The organism is Mucilaginibacter sp. SG564, assembly GCF_013149275.1.
Taxonomy (GTDB): domain Bacteria; phylum Bacteroidota; class Bacteroidia; order Sphingobacteriales; family Sphingobacteriaceae; genus Mucilaginibacter.
Map to the genome: position 1 here is coordinate 893,503 of NZ_JABGNA010000001.1, position 20,067 is coordinate 913,569.

Sequence of the window (20,067 nt, forward strand, 5' to 3'; positions counted from 1 at the left end):
ATTCTAATTTCTAAACTCTATTTATCTAAAAAATAAATTCTAAATAGCTTTCTGCTTTTAGCCCCTCTACTCATTCTTCAAGCTTTTCACCGGGTTGCTCAAAGCTGCTTTTATAGCCTGCCAGCTTACTGTAAGCATACACACAACTATGCTTATACTTATGGTGGCTATAAATACCCACCAGCTTACATCTGTGCGGTAAGTATAATGGGCCAACCAGCGATTCATGTAATACCAGCTGATAGCCGAACCAATCACAAACGAAATAATAACCAATTGAAGGAATTCTTTTGACAGACTGAACCAAAGGTGGCTGATACTCGCGCCTAACACCTTGCGGATACTTATTTCCTTCTTACGCTGTTCGGCTGCGAATGATGCAAGTCCGAACAAACCTAAACACGATATCACGATAGCCAGTATGGTGAACGAAGTTGATAGCGTGCCCAGTAATTTTTCCGTCTGAAATTTCCCATTAAAGCTTTCGTCAACAAATTTGTATTGAAATGGGTACTCTGGATTATATTTTTTATATATCGCTTCCAGTTTTGCAAGACTTTGTGATACAGGAGCCTTGGGGTTTAAACGCATACCCACTTGCCCAGCCCAGCTTTTATCAAACCCAATGATTACGGGTTTTACCGGTTCATAAGGTGATGCCCAAACAAAATTTTTAACCACGCCTATTACCGTGCATTGTTTTCCCTGCCATTTTACAATTTGGCCTAATGGCTGTTTTAACCGCATCATTTTCACAGCCGCTTCGTTAAGCATTAGCGTTGATGTATCGCCAGTGCGGCTTTCATCAAAATCCCTTCCCTGTAAAACATGCAAGCCAAAGGTTGATGTAAAATGATAGGATACAGCTATCTGGTCAATAGGTATCTTATCCTCGCCGGCAAGCTGTCCGGGCCATGTTACGCCCCAGGTATTGCCATTAGTGTGGGCAATACTACCCGATGTAGCCGCGGCATCTGTTATTGCACCCGAACTGATGGCATCTCTCCTGAAGTTATCAAACTGTTTGATCATATTACCTTCCAGGTCAAACTCTACCAGCCCCTGCTGTAAATAGCCAACCGGCCTGTTTTTGATAAAGCTGATCTGCTTATAGATCAGGATGCTTGAAATGATCAAACAGGTAGCAAATACAAATTGTGTTATCACCAATATCTGCCGGGTGTGCCATATTGTTTTGCCGGTACTATTTACACCTTTTAGTACTTTTACAGGTTTAAATGACGACAAAAACAGAGCCGGATAACTACCTGCCAGCAAGCCAGTTACCAGGGTTACGGCTATGGCTGCAACCCATGCCCAGTAATTAGTGTACGGTATAGTTAACTGCCTGCCGATAAGTTCGTTGAACGATGGTAATAGAGCCGACATCAGCAAAAGCGCGAATACAAAAGCAAGGAAAGCTGTAAGTATGGATTCGCCTAAAAATTGCTGTATGATAGCGGCGCGTCTTGCCCCCACAACTTTGCGGATACCCACTTCGCGCGAGCGGCGTTCAGAGCGTGCGGTTGAAAGATTCATGAAATTGATGCAGGCTATCAGTAAGATCCCTATGGCTAATAGCAAAAAGAGGCGTACATATTCAATACTGCCGCCGGTATTTACCCCATTCTTGAAATCGCTGTGCAAATGCCAGCTAGTAAAGGGGAATAAAAACAATTTATTCTCCTTATTATCTGCATTATAGCGGGCTACAAGCTTTTTTATTTTACCGCTGAGTGCATCAGCATCTACACCCGGTTTAACCAGTACATAGGTCATAAAGGAATAATTTCCCCAGCCTGAATTTTTGACCCAGGGTTGTGTACTTTCAAAAAGTTTCCAGGATATAAGCGCTTTAAACCGGAAGGTTGAATTTTGAGGCAGGTCTTTTATTACCGCGCTCACTTTTACCAGTTGGGTGCCATTTAACTTTACTGTTTGCCCCATCGGGTCTTTATCGCCAAACAGAGCTTTCACGGCCGATTCGGTCATAATCACCGACGATATATCTTTAAATGCATCCCGCTTGTTACCCTTCACAAAATTAAGCGTAAATATATCCAGGTAAGAAGCATCGGCCGACATCACGTTAAACTTGAGCGGCTTATTGTTATAGTTAAACAATTGATCGTAAGCCCAATTGGTACGTGCGGTGGTTTCTATTTCCGGGTAATCTTTTTGTAATACGCCGGCAAGCTGTACGGGTGTTGCATCGCCGGTACCGATTCCGTTATCGATCGGCTGATTTTTCATTACCTTGTATATCCTGTCCTTCTTCTCGTGAAAACTGTCAAACGTAACTTCATTGTATACATATATCAGCAGTATGAAGCTTACGGCCATCCCCGCGCCTAATCCACCAATATTAATAGCCGAGTATAGTTTATTCTTCACTAAACTTCGCCAGGCTATTTTAAAGTAATTTCTTAACATGGGTTTTAACTTAAATCTACTATTCTATTCGTTTTTGAGGCTATCAACAGGATTAGCAACCGCGGCCTTGATCGATTGAAAACTGATGGTAATAACCGCGATAAACAAGGCAGTTAAACCAGCCAGTACCAAAACCCACCACTGGATATTGATGCGATAAGCAAAATCCTGCAGCCATTTATTCATCAGGTACCAGGCTATGGGCGAGGCTATTAAAAATGATATTAATACCGGTTTTAAAAAATCTTTGGTTAATAAGCTGGTAATTCCAGATACGCTTGCTCCAAGTACTTTGCGGATACCGATCTCCTTTGTCCGTTGCTCCGCAATAAATGCAGCTAATCCAAACAAACCAAGACAAGCTACCAATATGGCCAGTAATGAAAATACCGTTACGGTTTGGGCGGTGTGCTGTTCAGAAACATATAAGCTTTGAATATGGCTGTCCAGAAATTCGTAATCAAAGCTTGAGTTGGGCATATTGGTTTTAAAACTACCCTGTAACTGCTGCATAAAACGCGGCAGATCTTTGGTGTTATACCTGATAAGCAGTGTTCTTAATGATTCTGGTGCTTTGTTCATTTCGTAATATACATAGCCCCCTATCTCGGCTTTAAGTGATTGATAATTGAAGTCCTTTACCACACCACTGATGATAGATTTGTCTAACATCTCCGTATCTATCGGTTTTCCAACAGCATCCTGGGGCGATTTGAAGCCAAGATATTTCATAACAGCTTCATTGATCAGCACATAACAAGAGGTATCTCCTTCGGCTAATGTTTGGGGAAGTGAACTGCCCGCAAGTAGTTTTAATTGCATAGTTTTCACTATGGAACCATCGGTATGGCAGGTTTTTACAGGCAGGCCTTCCTTGTCGGTAATCAGTTTCCGAACACTTCGGCCACTTTCTACATCGCCTGGAACAGACTGAACAGCCGAAAAGCTTTCAACAGCCGCCATGCCTCTCAAATCATTCATTAATGCCGTTAGTTGTTGTTGATTTTGGGCCGATTTTACATTAATTGCGATAATACCGTTTGGATTATAACCAAGATCCCGGCTCCTGATATACCGGATCTGCTGAAGTATAACAATAACCGAGATGATTAAAATAATAGATGATGCAAACTGAAATACCACCAACCCCCGGCGGATGAGATTTGCAAAGGAGTTTTTCAATTTCAATTTGTTCATGAGCACCAGCGGTGAAATGCGCGACAGCGAAAATGCGGGATAGCTGCCGGCTACCAACGTTACAAAACCCCAGGTTGCAACCAAACCCAACAAAATCTGTGGCTCTAAAAATGCCGATGAACTCAACTCAATACCGGTAATGTTTTGGAACCAGGGTTTTACAACCAAAGCAAGCAAATAGCCCACGAAGATAGCCATAAGCGAGAGCAAGGCAGTTTCGGTATAAAAAAGCAGCAGCAAGTGACGTTTATCGGCACCTAATACTTTATTAACACCTATTCCCTTTGAGCGTTTTTGCGAACGGGCCGTAGCCAGGTTCATGTAGTTGATACAGGCAATTATCAATACCAGCAGTGATAAAAATATCAGCGATTTTACGGTACTGATACTGCCTATCCTGCCGGAGTAACCATCACGTATATCAGCCGAGTAAAGATGGATATCGGCCAAAGGCTGGAATATAAAATTGGTAAAATATTTATTTTCCTTTTTTACATTCTTATCAATAAGCCCGGTGGCAGATGCCTGCACCTTGGCAACATTAGCGCCGGGTTGCAGCAGGCAATAGGTTTCGTAACTGGCATTGCTCCAGTATACATTTTTTCCCATCCATGAATCCTTAATATTATAGATCATATCACAATCGATGGTACTATTAGCGGGCAAATCGGCGTAAACGCCAGATACATGTAGTGTATCGCTATTATTTACATAAATGATCTTTCCGAAGGCAGACTCAGACCCATACAACCTTTGTTTGGCCGATTGTGAAAGCACAATAGATTTTGGCTGGGCAAAAGCGTTTTGCGCATTACCCTCAACAAACTTCATATCAAAGAGGTTAAATACCGTTGAATCGGCCAGGTATAAACCTTTTTCGGCAAAATTTTTATCCCCTGTTTTCAGTGATACCGACGCGCCAAAATCATGTTTAACCAACCTGGCCATACTTTTAACCTGTGGAATGTTTTGAACTATAGCCGGGCCGACGGAGTTGGGTAACTCTGCCCAAACCTTATAGTTATATTGAGCAGTTGTTTGCATATTCACCCGGTAAACATTTTTCGAGTTTTTATACATACGGTCAAAACTCAACTCGTAAGAAATGCAGGCAAACAGTGTTATACAAACGCACATACCAATGGCCAATCCCACCATATTAAGCGAGGTGAAAAGTTTATTGGTAATAAGATTACGCCAGGCTATTTTTATAAAATTTTTGATCATAATAATTGAAATTCAAATTTTAAACGCTAAATCGCTCTCTGCTTCCAGTTCCTTTATTCATTTTTCAAGCTCTCAACCGGATTGGCGATTGCAGCCTTGATCGATTGAAAACTTACGGTAACAACAGCGATAAGTAAAGCCGCTACACCAGCCAGTACCAAAACCCACCATTGAATATTTATTCTGTAAGCAAACTCCTGTAACCATTTATTCATCAGGTACCACGCTATGGGCGAGGCTATTACAATAGAAATGAATACGAGCTTAATAAAATCTTTAGACAGCATGCCTGCAATAGCCGATACACTGGCGCCCAATACCTTGCGTATCCCTATTTCTTTGGTGCGCTGCTCGGCAGCATACGCGGCCAGGCCGAATAAGCCCAAACAGGCAATGATTATAGCCAACGAGGTAAATACGATAAATATTTGCCCGGTACGCCGCTCCATACGGTACGAAGCATCAAACTCCTGATCCATGAATGAGTAGTTGACCTGCACATTAGGTGATAGTTCCTTCCATCTGTCTTTTATTTGGGATAGCAACGCCGGCAGGTTTTTTGTATCAACCCTGATACTTAAGGCCCCGGTATTTTCGGCAAGCGTCATCACAACCGGGCTAACGCTTTCGCGCAGGGAATTGAAATTAAAATCCTTTACTATCCCAACTATATGATATTGCTTTACATTATCTAACGAATGTTTGCCCCCCTGGCTTCTATACAGGGTTTTGTTTATCCCATCATTAAGCCCCAGAAACTTAGCGGCCGACTCATTCAGTATAATGCCGTTAGAATCGGTAGGCATATCCTTGGAGAAGCTGCGTCCTAACACCATCTTCATGTCAAGTGTTTTGATATAATCCTCGTCAATTTCCCAGCTTTGCGGGAATAGCGATTTTTTTTGATCAAGGGTGGCATCTTTATAATAGATCGAGGTGTTTTTCCAGTTGGAAGTAGGCAGAAAGCCTGTCATAGTAGCATTAATAACACCTGGAATTTCTTTTACCTCCTGTTTAAACGTTTTGGCCTGCCGGTTAAGTTCAAAAACGTTTTGAACAATGAGTACCTGGTTACGGTTGTAGCCTAGGTTTTTTGTTTGAATGTAATTCAGCTGGTTATAGATCACCAACGTACCAATGATCAGAAAAATAGATATGGAGAATTGAAATACCACCAGGAAACTCCTGAGCCCGCTGCCTTTAAACCCAGTAGCTAATTTGCCTTTTAAAACTTCAACCGGTTGAAATGCCGACAGGTAAAAAGCAGGATATGAGCCTGCAATTCCACCTACAATTAAAGAGATGAGTAATAACGACGGAACTATCCACACCAATGACTGGCCGTTAATGAGCAATTCTTTACCTGATAACTGATTGAACACCGGCAATAAAAACAAAGCCGCTACGAACGCTAACAGGGTTGCTACAAATGTAACCAGTACCGATTCGGTTAAAAACTGGGCGATTAACTGTTTACGATCAGAGCCTAAAACTTTACGCACCCCAACCTCACGTGCCCGGTTTGACGAACGCGCGGTAGAAAGATTCATGAAGTTTACACAGGCTATTAAAAGAATAAAAATGGCTATTGCCGAAAATATATAGATGTATTGCGTAGTGCTATTTGGACTTAACTCACCGCTCAGATTAGATTTTAGGTGAATATCAGTCAAGGGAATGAGGTTCATTTTGAAAAAACTACCACTTTTTTCAAAAGCTTCAATGCTCATATTTACCTGAGCCTGCATTTGGGCGCCACTGAATTTCTTTAATAATGCCGGAAAACTGGCTTCCAATTTTTTGGCGTCGGTACGGTCTTTTAATAAAACATAAGTATTATAGTCGCTTCGCAACCATTCATTGGAACGACTATCTGGCCAGGTAGACATGGAAATGAAGAAATCAAAATTAAAATGCGACTGCTTCGGTACATCACGAATTACACCGGTAACTTTAAACGGGGTATTATCATTTAACAGCAGTGTTTGGCCTACAACATTAATGCTGTTAAAATATTTTTTGGCTGTAGTTTCGGTAATTACAACGCTGTTGGGTTCGGTAAGGGCCGATGACGGGCTTCCGTTGATCATCGGTAAGGTAAAAATAGCAAACAATGAAGGATCGGCATAAGCCAGTCTATTCTCCAGTATAGTGGAATTGCCTTTTTTAACGTGCCAACTACCGGCATTCTTTAAGCGGACAGCATTTTCAACGTAGGGATATTCTGCTTTTAGGGTTTTGGCCAGGGGCGGCATACATACAGCATATTGTACGCTGTTGTCGCCCAGTTTAAGATCTTCATTTACCCGGAAAATTCTGCTGGCCTGGGTGTTATACCGGTCGTAGCTCAATTCATCAATTACGTATAATATGATGAGCAGGCAGGTTGCCAATCCTAAAGCTAAGCCCAGGATATTAATAGCAGTAAACCCTTTGTTTTTTTGAAGACCGCGGAAAGCTGTTTTTATATAATTTTTGATCATTTACTTAAGCGTTAAATATTTACCATTATAAAACACCATTTCCCTATCTTCTTAAAAACCAAAGGCTTATTTCATGCTTTCTTAAAAATTGAAGGATATTTTGAACTATCCCTGTGGAATCAAAACATAAAACTCAGGCTATCCCCTCCCCATTAGGGGAAGGGAAGCGAGGCACTTACTAACTTATATAAACTATTTTTAGGCTTGTGATAAGGCTTGGCTTAAACCATTATGTTTTCCATAACGCTTTGACCGTCAAGCAGGCGAATGATACGGTGGCTATAACGGGCATCGTGCTCAGAGTGTGTAACCATGATAATGGTGGTTCCCTGTTCGTTAAGATCGGTAAGCAGTTCCATTACATCGTTACCGTTGCTGCTGTCCAGGTTACCGGTGGGCTCATCCGCTAGTATTAATTTAGGCTTGTTAACTACCGCGCGGGCAATAGCCACACGCTGTTGCTGACCACCTGATAACTGCTGCGGATAGTGATTGCGACGATGCATGATCTGCATTTTATCCAACACCTCTTCCACCCTTTTTACCCTATCGGCCGATGCCACGCCGGTGTATATTAATGGCAGTTCAACGTTTTCAAATACGGTTAATTCGTCGATCAGGTTAAAGCTCTGGAATACAAAGCCAATATTGTGTTTGCGTAGGTCGGCACGTTTACGTTCAGTAAAATGAGCTACCTCGATATCGTTAAAAATATAGCTGCCAGCATCCGGATCATCCAACATGCCTAAAATATTAAGCAATGTTGATTTACCGCAACCGGATGGACCCATAATGGCCACAAATTCGCCGGTAGCAATTTCAATCGATAGCTTATTTAAAGCTATGGTCTCTACCTCTTCGGTACGGTAGAATTTCTCAAGATTAGTAATTTTTATCATTGGTGCCTCCTGCATCATTTCTGCCACATGGCAGATAGATTTATTTTTTTATGTTTCGTTAAGTTAATTAGTTTTATATATGATGTTTTTGAACTGCTTTTCGTTGCAGTTATACCTATTTATTTTTTCAATACCAGCTCTTGTATATCGCCATAAGTTTCATAGCTTGAGGTAATTACCTTATCGCCAGGTTTCAGGCCATCGGTTACCACAAAGTAATCCGGGCTTTGTCTGTCAAGGTGTATATCTACCTTATATGCTTTTGTACCGTCCTCACTTACTTTAAATATCCAGTTACCGCCGGTTTGCTGGTAAAAGCCACCTTTAGGTAATAATACAGCTGTGGTCTCATCGCTTAAAGCCAGTCTTACCTGTAGTGTTTGGCCTTTCCTGATACCTTTTGGCACTGTACCTACAAATTGCATATCAACCTGGAACCTGCCGGCAGTTATGGTGGTAAAAACCTTTTTGATCACCAGATTATAAGTTTTATCAGCAAACTGAAAATCACCTTTTAAACCGGTATACACACGTGAAAGGTAATGCTCGTCAATATCAACCCTTGCCTTAAATCCCGACTGAACATCAATCTGTCCCAGGTGCTCACCTTGCTTCTTATTCTGACCAACTTCCGCATCCATAGAGGTGAGCTGACCATCAACAGGGGCTCTTAAAGTAAGGCTTGCTACTTTTTTACGCATCAGCTCCAATGTGGTTTTCATGTGCGCATATTGTTCCTGTGATTGCGATGCCTGTTGTTTAACCAGTGCCGTATCCTGCGATAATATTTTCTTGGCTAATTTATAACGGTTAACCTGATAATCGTACATGTTTTTATCAGATTGATATTGTTGCAAACCGATAGCTTTTTGATCGTAAAGATGTTTGTCCAGCTTATATACCCTTTCGGCTTCTTTGTAGGCGTTCTCTACATCAGCCATAGTATTTAGCTTAGTAATAGTATTTTGCTGAGCGTTATTATGCGATATCTGCATCTGGGTTTGCTCGGCATATACAGCAGTTTCCTGGTTAGCCAGGCTCAGTTCCAGATCGGTATTGGAAAGTTTTAAAATTGGATCGCCCTTTTTCAAGTTAGCACCGTCTTCAACATATTTCTGTTCTACTACCCCGCCTTCTGTTGCATCAAGATATATGGTGGTTAGCGGCATCACTACCCCATTAACCGGAATAAATTCCTGAAATGGGCCTTTGGTAATGGTACTAATAGTTATACGTTCGGTATCTACATCAAGCTTACTTTTACCCGATGTACCATAAATAACCCCTCCTATCAATAAAGCAAGGCCTGTTATGCCCGCAATTGTGAGTATTCGCTTATTGTTCCAGGTCTTCTTTTCAATTTTTCTGTCCACTGTAGTTTATTATATTTTGATAAGTCATAACAAAAAGATATGCCACAAATTAAATTACTGTAATTCAGTTCATTAAACAGTAAATAGCCAATTAAAGCGTACGCTTCTGTTACAGCAAGTGTCCGGTTATGATACAGTGGGTTGATTTTGCCGTAATCCTTCATTATTGATTTACAGTTTAATACTTGTATTATAATAACTGGTATGAAATTTAAGCAATTTAGTTCAGTAGTTCATTGGCTCATTAGTTCGTTGGTAGCAATAGTCTGTTATATTTGTCAATATAAGCAACGGCACAATGAACAATTGAATCCGTGAACTAATGAACAACGCAAAAACATGATACTAAAAAAGGCTACTATTTTAATTGTCGACGACGATCCGGACGTGCTTACCGCTGTTAAGCTTTTACTAAAAACAGAGGCTCAGGAAGTAATTACCGAGAAAAACCCGGAAAATTTAAACTGGTTGCTGCAGCGCAATGAGGTTGACCTGGTGTTGCTGGATATGAATTTTAACAGCGCTATAAATACAGGTAATGAGGGTTTATATTGGTTACGCAAGGTAAAGGATTGGAAACCCAATGTATGTGTGATCATGATTACCGCTTATGGCGATATTGACCTGGCGGTACGTTCCTTAAAAGAAGGTGCCAACGATTTTATTGTGAAGCCTTGGCACAACGAAAAATTAATCACCACCATAAAAGAACTCCTGGATAAAAAAGAGGGCGTAAAAACTACCAAAACCGCTGTAAAAAGCACCGCCGGTGATACTTCCATCCTGGGCGAATCGGAAGTGATGCAGGATATTTTTTACAAGGTGAATAAAATTGCCCCTACAGATGCCAATATCCTGCTGCTGGGCGAGAACGGAACCGGCAAAGATCTAATGGCCAAAGCCATACACGAGCGTTCGCTGCGTGCAGATAAACCATTTATCAAAGTGGATGTGGGTGCCCTCACCGATACTTTGTTCGAGAGTGAGCTTTTTGGTCATAAAAAAGGTGCTTTTACAGATGCCCGGGAAGATCGTACCGGTCGTTTTGAAGACGCGCAGGGCGGTACCCTGTTCCTGGATGAGATAGGTAACATTAGCCTGCAGCAACAGGCAAAGCTGCTTACCGTACTGCAAAACCGGCAGGTAACACGCCTGGGTACTAATAAAGCTGTTGATATTGACATCAGGTTAATCTGCGCTACCAACGTACCCATGCAGGAACTGGCTAATGAGAACCGCTTCCGGAAGGATTTGATCTACCGTATCAATACCGTCGAGATCAATATGCCGCCGTTACGCAGGCGTAATGAAGATATTACCATATTGGCCCGCCACTTTGCTAAATTGTATGCCGGTAAATACCTTAAACCTTCGGTAGATTTTGATGCCGCAGCTTTACAAAAATTAAAATCATACAATTATCCGGGCAACGTACGCGAGCTGCAATACACCATTGAGCGGGCAGTGATCATGGCCGACGAAAACATATTGCGGCCAGACGACCTGATATTTTCGATTCTGGAAACAGCACCTGAAACTGTTATTGATGACGACAATATCCAGCTGAGTACTTTGGAGAAGAATGCCATACTAAGGGTTATTGAAAAACACAATGGCAACATAACACGGGCCGCAAAAGAATTGGGATTAACCCGCACAGCCCTATACCGCAGATTAAGCAAATATGATATTTAACCGATATGAATGGCGGCTGTTGCTGCGCGTATTCCTGATGTTCCTGGCGCTGGTTGCCGCCGCCTTTGTTATTGTTAGCGGTAAACCACTTTACCTGGTAATTTTTGTACCGCTTATCGTATACGCGGTTATTGAAATGATCCGTTTTCAGAAAAAAGCGCAGGATGAGGTAAACCAGTTTGTGGAATCGATACATTACCGCGATTTTTCACGGCATTTTGACGTTCGCCGGGCACCTAATGAATTGAAACCGCTGCGTAAAGGTTTCAATGATATCAATACTACCTTTAAACTCATCAGCCGCGAGCGCGAAACCCAGTATCACTATCTGCAAAAGATCCTGGAATTGGTTGATACAGGCATCCTCTCATTCGAGGAAGAAACAGGCAACATCAGCTGGATCAATGAGGCCTTTAAGAACCTTATAGGTATCCCCTATCTTAAAACTGTGCACTCGCTTGAAAAACGAGATCCGGCCTTGTATCTGGAATTGATTAAAGTAAAGCCCGGCGATAGTAAGATCATCACCATGACCCGCAACCAGCAATTGGTAAAAATGCTCATCACGGCCAGTGTTATGCGCAGCGATGATATACTATATAAGCTGATAGCCTTTCAGAACGTAAGCGAGGCGCTGGATGAAACCGAATCAAAAGCATGGTCGAAATTGCTCAACGTAATGACCCATGAGATCATGAATTCGGTTGCCCCTATATCATCCTTAGCCGATACGTTAAAAAACAGATTGCAAAGTCCAGAGATCACCGGGGCCATTCAAAGCAGCGAACTGGAAGATCTGGAACTGGGTATCGATACCATCAAAAGACGCAGCGAGGGCTTGCTCAAATTTACCGAAAGCTATCGCAGCCTTAACAAGATCACCAAGCTCGATCTGAATAAGATCCTGGTGCGCGATCTGTTCGAAAACCTGGCCAGCCTGATGCGGCCAACGTTGGAGAAAAAACATATCGAACTGGAGATCATCCTGCGCGATCCTACCCTGGCCATACAGGCCGATATTAACCTCATAGAGCAGGTAATGATCAACCTGCTGGTAAATGCCATAGAAGCTGTAAAAGACCGCGAGGAGCCGCGCTTAATACTATCAGGAGAGTTACAGAACAACAGCAAAACCCTCGTAAAAGTAACCGACAACGGTTTAGGTATGCCCCCTGAATTACTCGATAAGATTTTTATACCTTTCTTCAGTACCCGTAAAACCGGCAGTGGTATTGGTCTCAGCTTATGCAAACAGATCATGCTGCTACACAAGGGTAACATACAGGTACAATCAACCGAAGGTAAGGGATCATCATTTATTTTGCAGTTTATACCGTAGGGCCCCCGACTTCAAATATCATCAAGTTGAGGATACTCCGCAGGAGTAAAAGCTTTGTAGAAAACAAAAAATATGTATTTAGCATGCCGTAGGTATGCAACAGGAGTACAGTACCTACGGCACTAAATTGGAATCAACTTTTTTCTACAAAGCTTTAACCCCTATGGGGTTTGCGGAAATTTTCAACCAAATTGTATCCCCCTCCTATATATGGGAAGCACCATGCACATACTTTTACCCTTTATTTGCCTCATTTAAAAAGCAACTATTACCTTTGATACAGAATATCTTTTTATAAATAGAGGCAGTACAGTATATGAAAACCTATAAATTTGAGGCATTCACTTCCGATATTGAGAAGAATATCCGCGATGAAATTTATAAGCCGGGTCATAAACTTCCTTCTGTACGCCACTTAAAAAAACAATATCATACCAGCATTAGCACTATTCAAAATGGTTATGAGTACTTAATCATACTGGGTTTAGTAACCAGCATTCCCAAGTCTGGCTATTATGTAGCAACGCCTTCAAATCCAAAGCAAAAAAACACATTGCAAGATAATCCCGTAGTCAGAGATGCCATTTTTGAAAGAAATATGGAACTCATAACCGCATCCCGGGGCGAAAAAAAAATAGCAGAATTTAATGTAGCAACACCTGGCGATCTGATGATATCGCAAAAACTATTGCTGAGAACCATGCAGCAAGTGATACGGGAAAAAGGCGCGGGCCTGCTAAGATATTATCCTACCAATGGTTCCGAAGATTTAAAGACCAACATTATAAAACATGCTGCCGGGTACCAGACACGGATCAATCCAAAGGAATTATTGATTACCGATGGCGCATTGCAGGCGCTTTATATTGCCCTGTCGGCAGTATGTAATGCGGGTGATATAGTTGCGGTAGAAAGTCCCTGCGTTTTTTCTATACTGGAGGTGATCAGGGTACTTAACCTTAAGGTGATCGAAGTACCGGTTGATCTGGTGAATGGTTTTGATGTCGATTTTTTAAAAAAGGCCTGCCAGAAAAACAAAATAAAAGCGGTTGTCATTACGCCCAATTTTCATAATCCTACAGGCCTATTGCTTGCTGATGAGCTTAAAAAAGAACTCGTTAATGTAATACAGCAATACGATATTGCCGCTATTGAAAATGACATTTATGGCGATTTAAACTTTAGCGGTAAGCGCCCGTCTACGCTCAAAAGTTATGATGAAAGCGGATTGGTTATCACCTACTCATCATATGCCAAAACGCTCGCCCCGGGCATCCGTTTAGGTTGGTTATCGACAGGCAAGTTTCTGAAGCGGGCCGAGCAAATTAAATTTTCAATGGGTAGTACCGTTTCACCGGTCTATCAGGAAACCGTCAATCGTTTATTAGAAACAAACAGTTATGACCGCCATATCCGCGCGTTCAGAACACGATTGGCAAAAAACGCACACTTTACCATCAACCTTCTATCGGCGCATTTTCCTAAAGGTACATTTATTGTACCGCCTTCTGGTGGTTACAATTTATGGGTAAAGATGCCCTCTCATATGGATATGCATAATTTTTACCATCAGTGCGAGCGAATAGGCATTAAATTTACGCCGGGTTATACTTTTTCTTTTTCAGGCATGTTTCCAAATAATTTCAGAATTGTATTCGCAGATCAATATTCTTCCCTAAAAGTCAAAGCATTGGAACTTTTAGGTGAAGCTATATCAGTATAACTGTACTGGTTATTTTTACGTAATCTGTATCTGTATCGATAGTGGCATTGCTTTTAGTTTTGACACCATAAAATGTCAAAATGAATTCAGTAATCATAACCAAATTTACCATCGCTACCCAACAAGGCATGGATACGTTATTATACCTCACCCAAACTATCGCCCGGGAAAAATTTTCGCCCCTGCTCCCACCAGAACAAATAGAGAATTATCTTTCAGAAAACTTTAGTGAAAAGGCGTTGATGGTTGAAGTCAACAGCATGTCTAATCAATGGTTGGTGGTTTATGCCAATGATAAACCAGCAGGCTTTGCACGGATTACGTCCAAAGGAGAAAAGCCAAAAGCTATAGTACAGAACCGTGTTATCCGGATTGCTGATTTTGGTATACTTACGGCATACACTGAGCCCGCCATCTGTCAATCATTATTTGATAAATGCTTATCCGTTTGCAAGTCCTACCAAGCAACCTGGATCAATGAATATGCAGAAAATCCCTTCATCAGCTTTTTTGAATCCCAGGGTTTTATCAAACAAAATGAAGAATACAGGCTGGATGAACTCCCATTGCCCTCTGTTTGTCTGATAAAGCAATCTGGTTATTGATCAGCAAGTATCGCTCTCCCTTAAAAACACTCAGCAGTTTTCGTCATGCCTTTTATATCGGTAAAAGCAAAACGTTTTTTATCATCCCTGAATGCAAGATCACGTGTATGGAAAACTGTGGCTTATCTCCTCATCAAAATATATCAAAAATGAAATCAGATCAACCGTTAACTGCCAATCCACCGTCAGTTACAGATATTATTGCACCACCCATGTTCCTGGTCATTATTTTATCACTGGGTACTTTCATCATCTTTTTCCAGGGATTTATGGTCGCGCCGATTTTACCCAAATTGGCCATGTTGTTTCACGTATCCGTTCGTCACGTAAGTTTTATTGAGCCTGCCTATTTATTGGGATATGGCTTTGTTACCCTGGTTTACGCGCCCTTATCAGATAAATATGGCCGCTTTCCAATCATCCTGTTTTCATTAACCTGTTTTATCGTGTTAACCGCGTGCACGGGCTTTTGCCATTCCATCACGCAGATGATCATACTTCGCTTATTAACGGGTTTAGGCGCCGGTGGTGTGGCTCCAATTACCATTGGATGGATAGGTGATAATTTCCCCTATGCCAAACGGGGGCACGCTTTGGGGATTCTCTTCGGATTTATGGCCGGGGGAATGGCTTTTGGCTCCAGTGCGGGAGCGCTGCTAACCGCCCGCTTAGGCTGGCAGATGATGTTTTGGGTAGCAGCAACGGTAGGCGCTTGTATATTATTGGTGTTGATAGCTAACGCTAAACATTTTTTACAGAGAAACACTAAACATGCCGGCGGCTTCCGGATGATGTACCAGTCTACAAAAGAAATATTTTGTTTACCGCGGGGCTGGCGAACTTACCTGTTTGTGCTGTTTAATGGCATGTTTCACAGCGGGGTTTTCGCCTGGACTGGTTATTTCTTTTACAAAAATTATAACCTTCATGAACGGGAGATCGGCCTGGCTTTATTAGGATACGGAATACCCGGCTTGTTATTCGGGCCGATGCTTGGCAAGCTTGCCGATAAATTTGGACGCAATAAAATTATCCCGATAGGAATTTTAGTGGGTGCCTTGTCTGCAATAACACTGAGTATAAATTATTCACTGGCCATATCCTGTATAGCTATCGCCACTTTATCCTTAGGGTTTGATCTAACCCAGCCTTTATATGCGGCTATCATTACAACTCTTTCACCCAAAAAAGGTGCAGCCACCGGTTTGTTCGCCTTCTTCCTTTTCATGGGTTATGGCTTTGGAAGCCTGATTTTTAGCCTGATCGTAAATATAGGGCTAAACCAAACTTTCCGGTTATTCGGCATAGTTGCTATAGTTGTGGCCGGTATCGCTGTAAGCAATTTTAAAAATGAAAAATAAACAAACAAAACTTAAGCGATCAGCTGGAGATGGCTATTACTTCATCTTCTGCCGCTATAAAAAGAACAGCTATATTTGAATTGCAAATCCGGCTTATGAACATAATTGGAATTGCACCTTTGAATGCCATAATGAATAAAAAAGCTCAGACAACCGCTACGCTTAATTTAAGGGGAATACGGCTTCTTGCCATATCCGGCAGCCTGCGTTCCGGCTCATCCAACCATCATATCCTGAAATACCTGGGTACGCAGGTTCCAACTGATATCAATTACATCATATACGATGAGCTGGCGCTGATACCGCCATTTGATCCCGGTTTGGATAACGATACTCCTCCGGATGCTGTAGTGCGTTTACGCGGGCTTTTAACCAATGCCGATGGCTTGATTATCTGCACCCCGGAATACGCATTTGGTGTGCCCGGTCAGCTTAAAAACATGCTGGATTGGCTGGTATCCAGCAGTTCGCTGGTCGAAAAGCCGGTAGCCCTCATCACCGCCTCCCTGGGTGGCGAACATGCCCACGCCTCGCTCCTGCTTACATTGGGCGCGCTTAATAGTCATGTTGTTGATGGTGCTGCGTTGCTTATTTCCTTTATCCGCTCCAAAATAAACGCGGAAGGCCAGATCATTCATCAGGAGACCGAAGAAAGCTTAAATATATTGATGCATAATTTTTTAACTTTAGTAACAAATTCACTTCAATAGATTTAGCCCCATGAAAAAGATCATTTTGTTATTCTTTGCACTGGCGATTGGCTTGAGCAGCCGAGCGCAAACTGCTAATCCATCTGCCGATGCGGTATTAAAACAAGCTTATACGCAGGCTGCCAAAGAGCATAAAAAGGTAATGCTGATATTCCATGCCTCGTGGTGCGGCTGGTGCAAAAAAATGGAAGCTTCGCTGAACGACCCATCCTGCAAACAAATGATCGATAACAACTATGTGATAGCTACATTGGATGTACTGGAACAACCCGCTAAGAAAAACCTGGAAAACCCCGGATCAACAGAAGCGCTAACAAAATTTCATGGTGAAAAAGCCGGCTTACCATTTTGGTTGATCCTGGATGAAAAAGGAAAAGTTTTGGGCGATAGCCAGGTGCGGCCAAAAGGGGCTTCACTGGATACTTATGGTGATAATGTAGGCTGCCCAGCCAGTGAAAGCGAAGTAGCCTATTTTGTTGAACTGTTAAAGTCAACCTCCAAATTAAGTGATGCTGAATTGGCCGTTATAGGCAAACGTTTTGCGCTTAATCAACCTGCTCCGGCTGCAAAGCCAGCAGGTACAAATTAGTAACTGGTAATCTTAACTGGCATTTGACAGTGCCCCGGAAATTTCGTATATGAATATCATTAGCCGCCCGGCTCTCTCTGAATAAAAGAGAGCCGGGCTGTTTAGTAAATAACAAAAACCAGCCGAAACCCCACGGATTTTTATTTCATTATTTTATCAAATATTTAATACTTTTTAAAGTTTTCAAAACCCGTCAAAAATTTGTTAAAAAGTGTTAAAATGGCGTTAAAATTTAGTTAAAATGGGCAAAACGGGCACCTTTTTGACCCGTTTTTGGGTTGAAATTTGTTAAAATCAAAGGTTTAAAAAGTCTCATGGTGCAAAATTTCAATAATTTCAAGGCATCATATCTTAAAAATCTTACTGCCAATTTGACAATATCCCGTTCTTTGGAACAGGCATTGATAGTTCCCCATTGAAAATCATATTAAATCAATCATACAAAAATATTATGCAAGAAAAAGGCAGCATTTCGATTCACACCGAGAACATTTTTCCGATCATTAAAAAATTCCTTTACTCTGATAATGAGATATTTCTGCGCGAATTGGTATCCAACGCGGTAGATGCTACCCAAAAGATCAAACGCCTGGCTTCCCTGGGCCAATACAATGGCGAACTGGGTGATCTGCGTGTTGAAGTGGCTTTTGATAAGGATAAGAAAACGATCACTATATCTGATAACGGCCTGGGTATGACCGCCGAAGAGATCAAGAAATACATCAACCAGATCGCATTTTCAGGCGCTACTGAGTTTATGGAGAAATTTAAAGAGGCCAAGGATGCCAATGAGATCATCGGTCGTTTTGGTTTAGGTTTCTACTCAGCTTTCATGGTTGCGGATAAGGTTGAAATTCAAACACTTTCATACCAGGATGGTGCCGAACCTGCTTACTGGGTTTGCGATGGCAGCACCGAGTTTGAGATTGGCGAAGGCGTACTGGAAGAACGTGGTACCGAAATTACCCTATACATCAACAGCGAATCTGAAGAGTTTTTAAGCGAGCACAAGCTTCAGGAAATACTGGATAAATACTGTAAATTTTTACCTGTACCTATTAAATTTGGCACCAAAACTGATCGTGAAGATGATGGTGTTGATGAAGAAGGCAAACCAAAATACATTGAGGTTCAGCATGATAACATCATCAATGAAACCAATCCTATCTGGACAAAAGCACCGTCAGAATTAAAAGATGAGGATTACCTTAACTTCTACAAAACGCTTTACCCATTTAGCGAAGACCCGCTGTTCTGGATCCACCTCAATGTAGATTATCCTTTTAATCTGACCGGCGTATTGTATTTTCCTAAACTGAAAAATGATTTTGAAGTACAAAAAAACAAAATCAAATTATTCAGCCGCCAGGTATTTATTACCGATGAGGTTAAAGACATTGTGCCTGAGTTCCTGATGCTGCTGCATGGTGTTATCGATTCGCCTGATATCCCGTTGAACGTATCCCGCAGCTTTTTACAAGCCGATAGCAACGTTAAAAAGATCAACAGCTATATCACTAAGAAAGTAGCTGATAAATTGTCAGAACTATTTAAAGCCGATCGTAAAGCATATGAAGAAAAATGGGCAGATATTGGCTTGTTCGTAAAATACGGTATGGTTAGCGAAGACAAATTCTATGATAAAGCCAAAGATTTTGTTTTGGTAACCAATACTAAAAACGAAAACTTCACCTTACCAGAATATAAAGATAAGGTTGAAGCTGTTCAAACCGACAAGGATAGTCAGCTGGTTTATATTTACACCAATGACCCTGCTAAACAGGATGCTTTTATCCAATCTGCTGGTAAAAAAGGTTACGATGTACTGGTGATGAACTCTCCTATCGATAATCACTTCATTAGTCAATTAGAGCAAAAACTGGAAAAAACGTCACTCAAACGTGTTGATGCTGATGTTGCGGATAAGCTGATCAAAAAAGACGATGCGCCGGAAACAGTTTTGACCGAAGAACAATCAACCCTGGTAAAAGACATCTTTAATAAAGCCATCAATAAACCAGCCTATAATGTTCAAATAGAAAGTCTTAATCCAGATGAATTGCCTGTTACTGTTACCATGGACGAGTTTATGCGCCGGATGAAAGATATGGCTGCAATGGGTGGCGGTATGAGTTTTTATGGTAATATGCCTGATAATTATAAAGTAATTGTAAACGGTAATCATAAACTGATCGGTCGTATATTACAGGAAGAGAATGAAGAAGTTAGAGCCCAATTGTCAAAACAAGCATTTGATCTGGCCCTGCTATCTCAAGGCTTATTAACAGGTGCTGAGCTTACCGAATTTGTTAACCGTAGCGTTAATTTGATATAGTTTCGAGATAATTAAAAATAAAAAGCCACCCGTACAAAACGGGTGGCTTTTTATTTTTAATTATTTTTTAGATTTGATTTAAACAGTTATCAATCAAT

The 20,067-nt window shown here is 41.5% G+C and carries 13 protein-coding genes; 8 read left to right on the forward strand and 5 right to left on the reverse strand.

Translation table 11 applies throughout. The features are described 5' to 3' along the window. Positions 1 to 66 precede the first annotated feature (66 nt). The 5 genes from FHW89_RS03350 to FHW89_RS29090 all read right to left on the reverse strand — a co-directional run bounded on the left by FHW89_RS03350 (position 67) and on the right by FHW89_RS29090 (position 9,612). Positions 67 to 2,433, reverse strand: coding sequence for an ABC transporter permease (locus FHW89_RS03350; protein WP_172333579.1), 2,367 nt, complete (start codon positions 2,431 to 2,433; stop codon positions 67 to 69). 24 nt (positions 2,434 to 2,457) lie between these two features. Further along, on the reverse strand, positions 2,458 to 4,857 hold the full coding sequence (locus FHW89_RS03355; RefSeq protein WP_172333580.1) for an ABC transporter permease: 2,400 nt from the start codon (positions 4,855 to 4,857) through the stop codon (positions 2,458 to 2,460). A 53-nt stretch (positions 4,858 to 4,910) separates the two neighbouring features. Further along, complete coding sequence (locus tag FHW89_RS03360; protein WP_172333581.1) at positions 4,911 to 7,340, reverse strand: ABC transporter permease; 2,430 nt, start codon at positions 7,338 to 7,340, stop codon at positions 4,911 to 4,913. A 221-nt stretch (positions 7,341 to 7,561) separates the two neighbouring features. Then, the gene (locus FHW89_RS03365) at positions 7,562 to 8,239 is read right to left on the reverse strand and encodes an ABC transporter ATP-binding protein (RefSeq protein ID WP_172333582.1); all 678 of its coding nucleotides are present in this window, start codon (positions 8,237 to 8,239) and stop codon (positions 7,562 to 7,564) included. A gap of 119 nt (positions 8,240 to 8,358) precedes the next feature. Then, entirely contained in the window at positions 8,359 to 9,612 is a 1,254-nt protein-coding gene (locus FHW89_RS29090; RefSeq protein WP_172333583.1) for an HlyD family efflux transporter periplasmic adaptor subunit, read from the reverse strand. A 339-nt stretch (positions 9,613 to 9,951) separates the two neighbouring features. Between FHW89_RS29090 and FHW89_RS03375 the strand changes: the two genes are divergently transcribed. The 8 genes from FHW89_RS03375 (at position 9,952) to htpG (ending at position 19,969) form a co-directional block, all read left to right on the forward strand. After that, positions 9,952 to 11,307, forward strand: a complete 1,356-nt coding sequence (locus tag FHW89_RS03375; RefSeq protein WP_172333584.1) for a sigma-54 dependent transcriptional regulator — start codon at positions 9,952 to 9,954, stop codon at positions 11,305 to 11,307. After that, entirely contained in the window at positions 11,297 to 12,646 is a 1,350-nt protein-coding gene (locus FHW89_RS03380) for a PAS domain-containing sensor histidine kinase (protein ID WP_172333585.1), read from the forward strand. Before FHW89_RS03375 ends, FHW89_RS03380 begins: the two co-directional genes overlap by 11 nt. A gap of 316 nt (positions 12,647 to 12,962) precedes the next feature. Beyond that, complete coding sequence (locus FHW89_RS03385; protein ID WP_172333586.1) at positions 12,963 to 14,369, forward strand: PLP-dependent aminotransferase family protein; 1,407 nt, start codon at positions 12,963 to 12,965, stop codon at positions 14,367 to 14,369. A 128-nt stretch (positions 14,370 to 14,497) separates the two neighbouring features. Next, the gene (locus tag FHW89_RS03390; protein ID WP_253952145.1) at positions 14,498 to 14,974 is read left to right on the forward strand and encodes a GNAT family N-acetyltransferase; all 477 of its coding nucleotides are present in this window, start codon (positions 14,498 to 14,500) and stop codon (positions 14,972 to 14,974) included. A 149-nt stretch (positions 14,975 to 15,123) separates the two neighbouring features. Further along, on the forward strand, positions 15,124 to 16,335 hold the full coding sequence (locus FHW89_RS03395; RefSeq protein WP_253952146.1) for an MFS transporter: 1,212 nt from the start codon (positions 15,124 to 15,126) through the stop codon (positions 16,333 to 16,335). Positions 16,336 to 16,466: 131 nt separating this feature from the next. Then, entirely contained in the window at positions 16,467 to 17,045 is a 579-nt protein-coding gene (locus FHW89_RS03400; RefSeq protein ID WP_172333588.1) for an NADPH-dependent FMN reductase, read from the forward strand. Positions 17,046 to 17,055: 10 nt separating this feature from the next. Continuing rightward, a complete protein-coding gene (locus FHW89_RS03405) occupies positions 17,056 to 17,634 on the forward strand; it encodes a thioredoxin family protein (RefSeq protein ID WP_172333589.1) in 579 nt (192 codons plus the stop codon). A 451-nt stretch (positions 17,635 to 18,085) separates the two neighbouring features. Beyond that, positions 18,086 to 19,969, forward strand: a complete 1,884-nt coding sequence (htpG, locus tag FHW89_RS03410) for a molecular chaperone HtpG (RefSeq protein WP_172333590.1) — start codon at positions 18,086 to 18,088, stop codon at positions 19,967 to 19,969. Positions 19,970 to 20,067: the final 98 nt, after the last annotated feature.

Bases quoted from the DNA above. Each gene is read 5' to 3' on its own strand.
- FHW89_RS03390 (WP_253952145.1), top strand. From the start codon at position 14,498: ATGGATACGTTATTATACCTCACCCAAACTATCGCCCGGGAAAAATTT.
- FHW89_RS03355 (WP_172333580.1), bottom strand. From the start codon at position 4,857: ATGATCAAAAATTTTATAAAAATAGCCTGGCGTAATCTTATTACCAAT.
- FHW89_RS03405 (WP_172333589.1), top strand. From the start codon at position 17,056: ATGAAAAAGATCATTTTGTTATTCTTTGCACTGGCGATTGGCTTGAGC.
- FHW89_RS03350 (WP_172333579.1), bottom strand. From the start codon at position 2,433: ATGTTAAGAAATTACTTTAAAATAGCCTGGCGAAGTTTAGTGAAGAAT.
- FHW89_RS03365 (WP_172333582.1), bottom strand. From the start codon at position 8,239: ATGATAAAAATTACTAATCTTGAGAAATTCTACCGTACCGAAGAGGTA.
- FHW89_RS03385 (WP_172333586.1), top strand. From the start codon at position 12,963: ATGAAAACCTATAAATTTGAGGCATTCACTTCCGATATTGAGAAGAAT.
- FHW89_RS03375 (WP_172333584.1), top strand. From the start codon at position 9,952: ATGATACTAAAAAAGGCTACTATTTTAATTGTCGACGACGATCCGGAC.
- htpG (WP_172333590.1), top strand. From the start codon at position 18,086: ATGCAAGAAAAAGGCAGCATTTCGATTCACACCGAGAACATTTTTCCG.
- FHW89_RS03360 (WP_172333581.1), bottom strand. From the start codon at position 7,340: ATGATCAAAAATTATATAAAAACAGCTTTCCGCGGTCTTCAAAAAAAC.
- FHW89_RS03395 (WP_253952146.1), top strand. From the start codon at position 15,124: ATGAAATCAGATCAACCGTTAACTGCCAATCCACCGTCAGTTACAGAT.
- FHW89_RS03400 (WP_172333588.1), top strand. From the start codon at position 16,467: ATGAATAAAAAAGCTCAGACAACCGCTACGCTTAATTTAAGGGGAATA.
- FHW89_RS03380 (WP_172333585.1), top strand. From the start codon at position 11,297: ATGATATTTAACCGATATGAATGGCGGCTGTTGCTGCGCGTATTCCTG.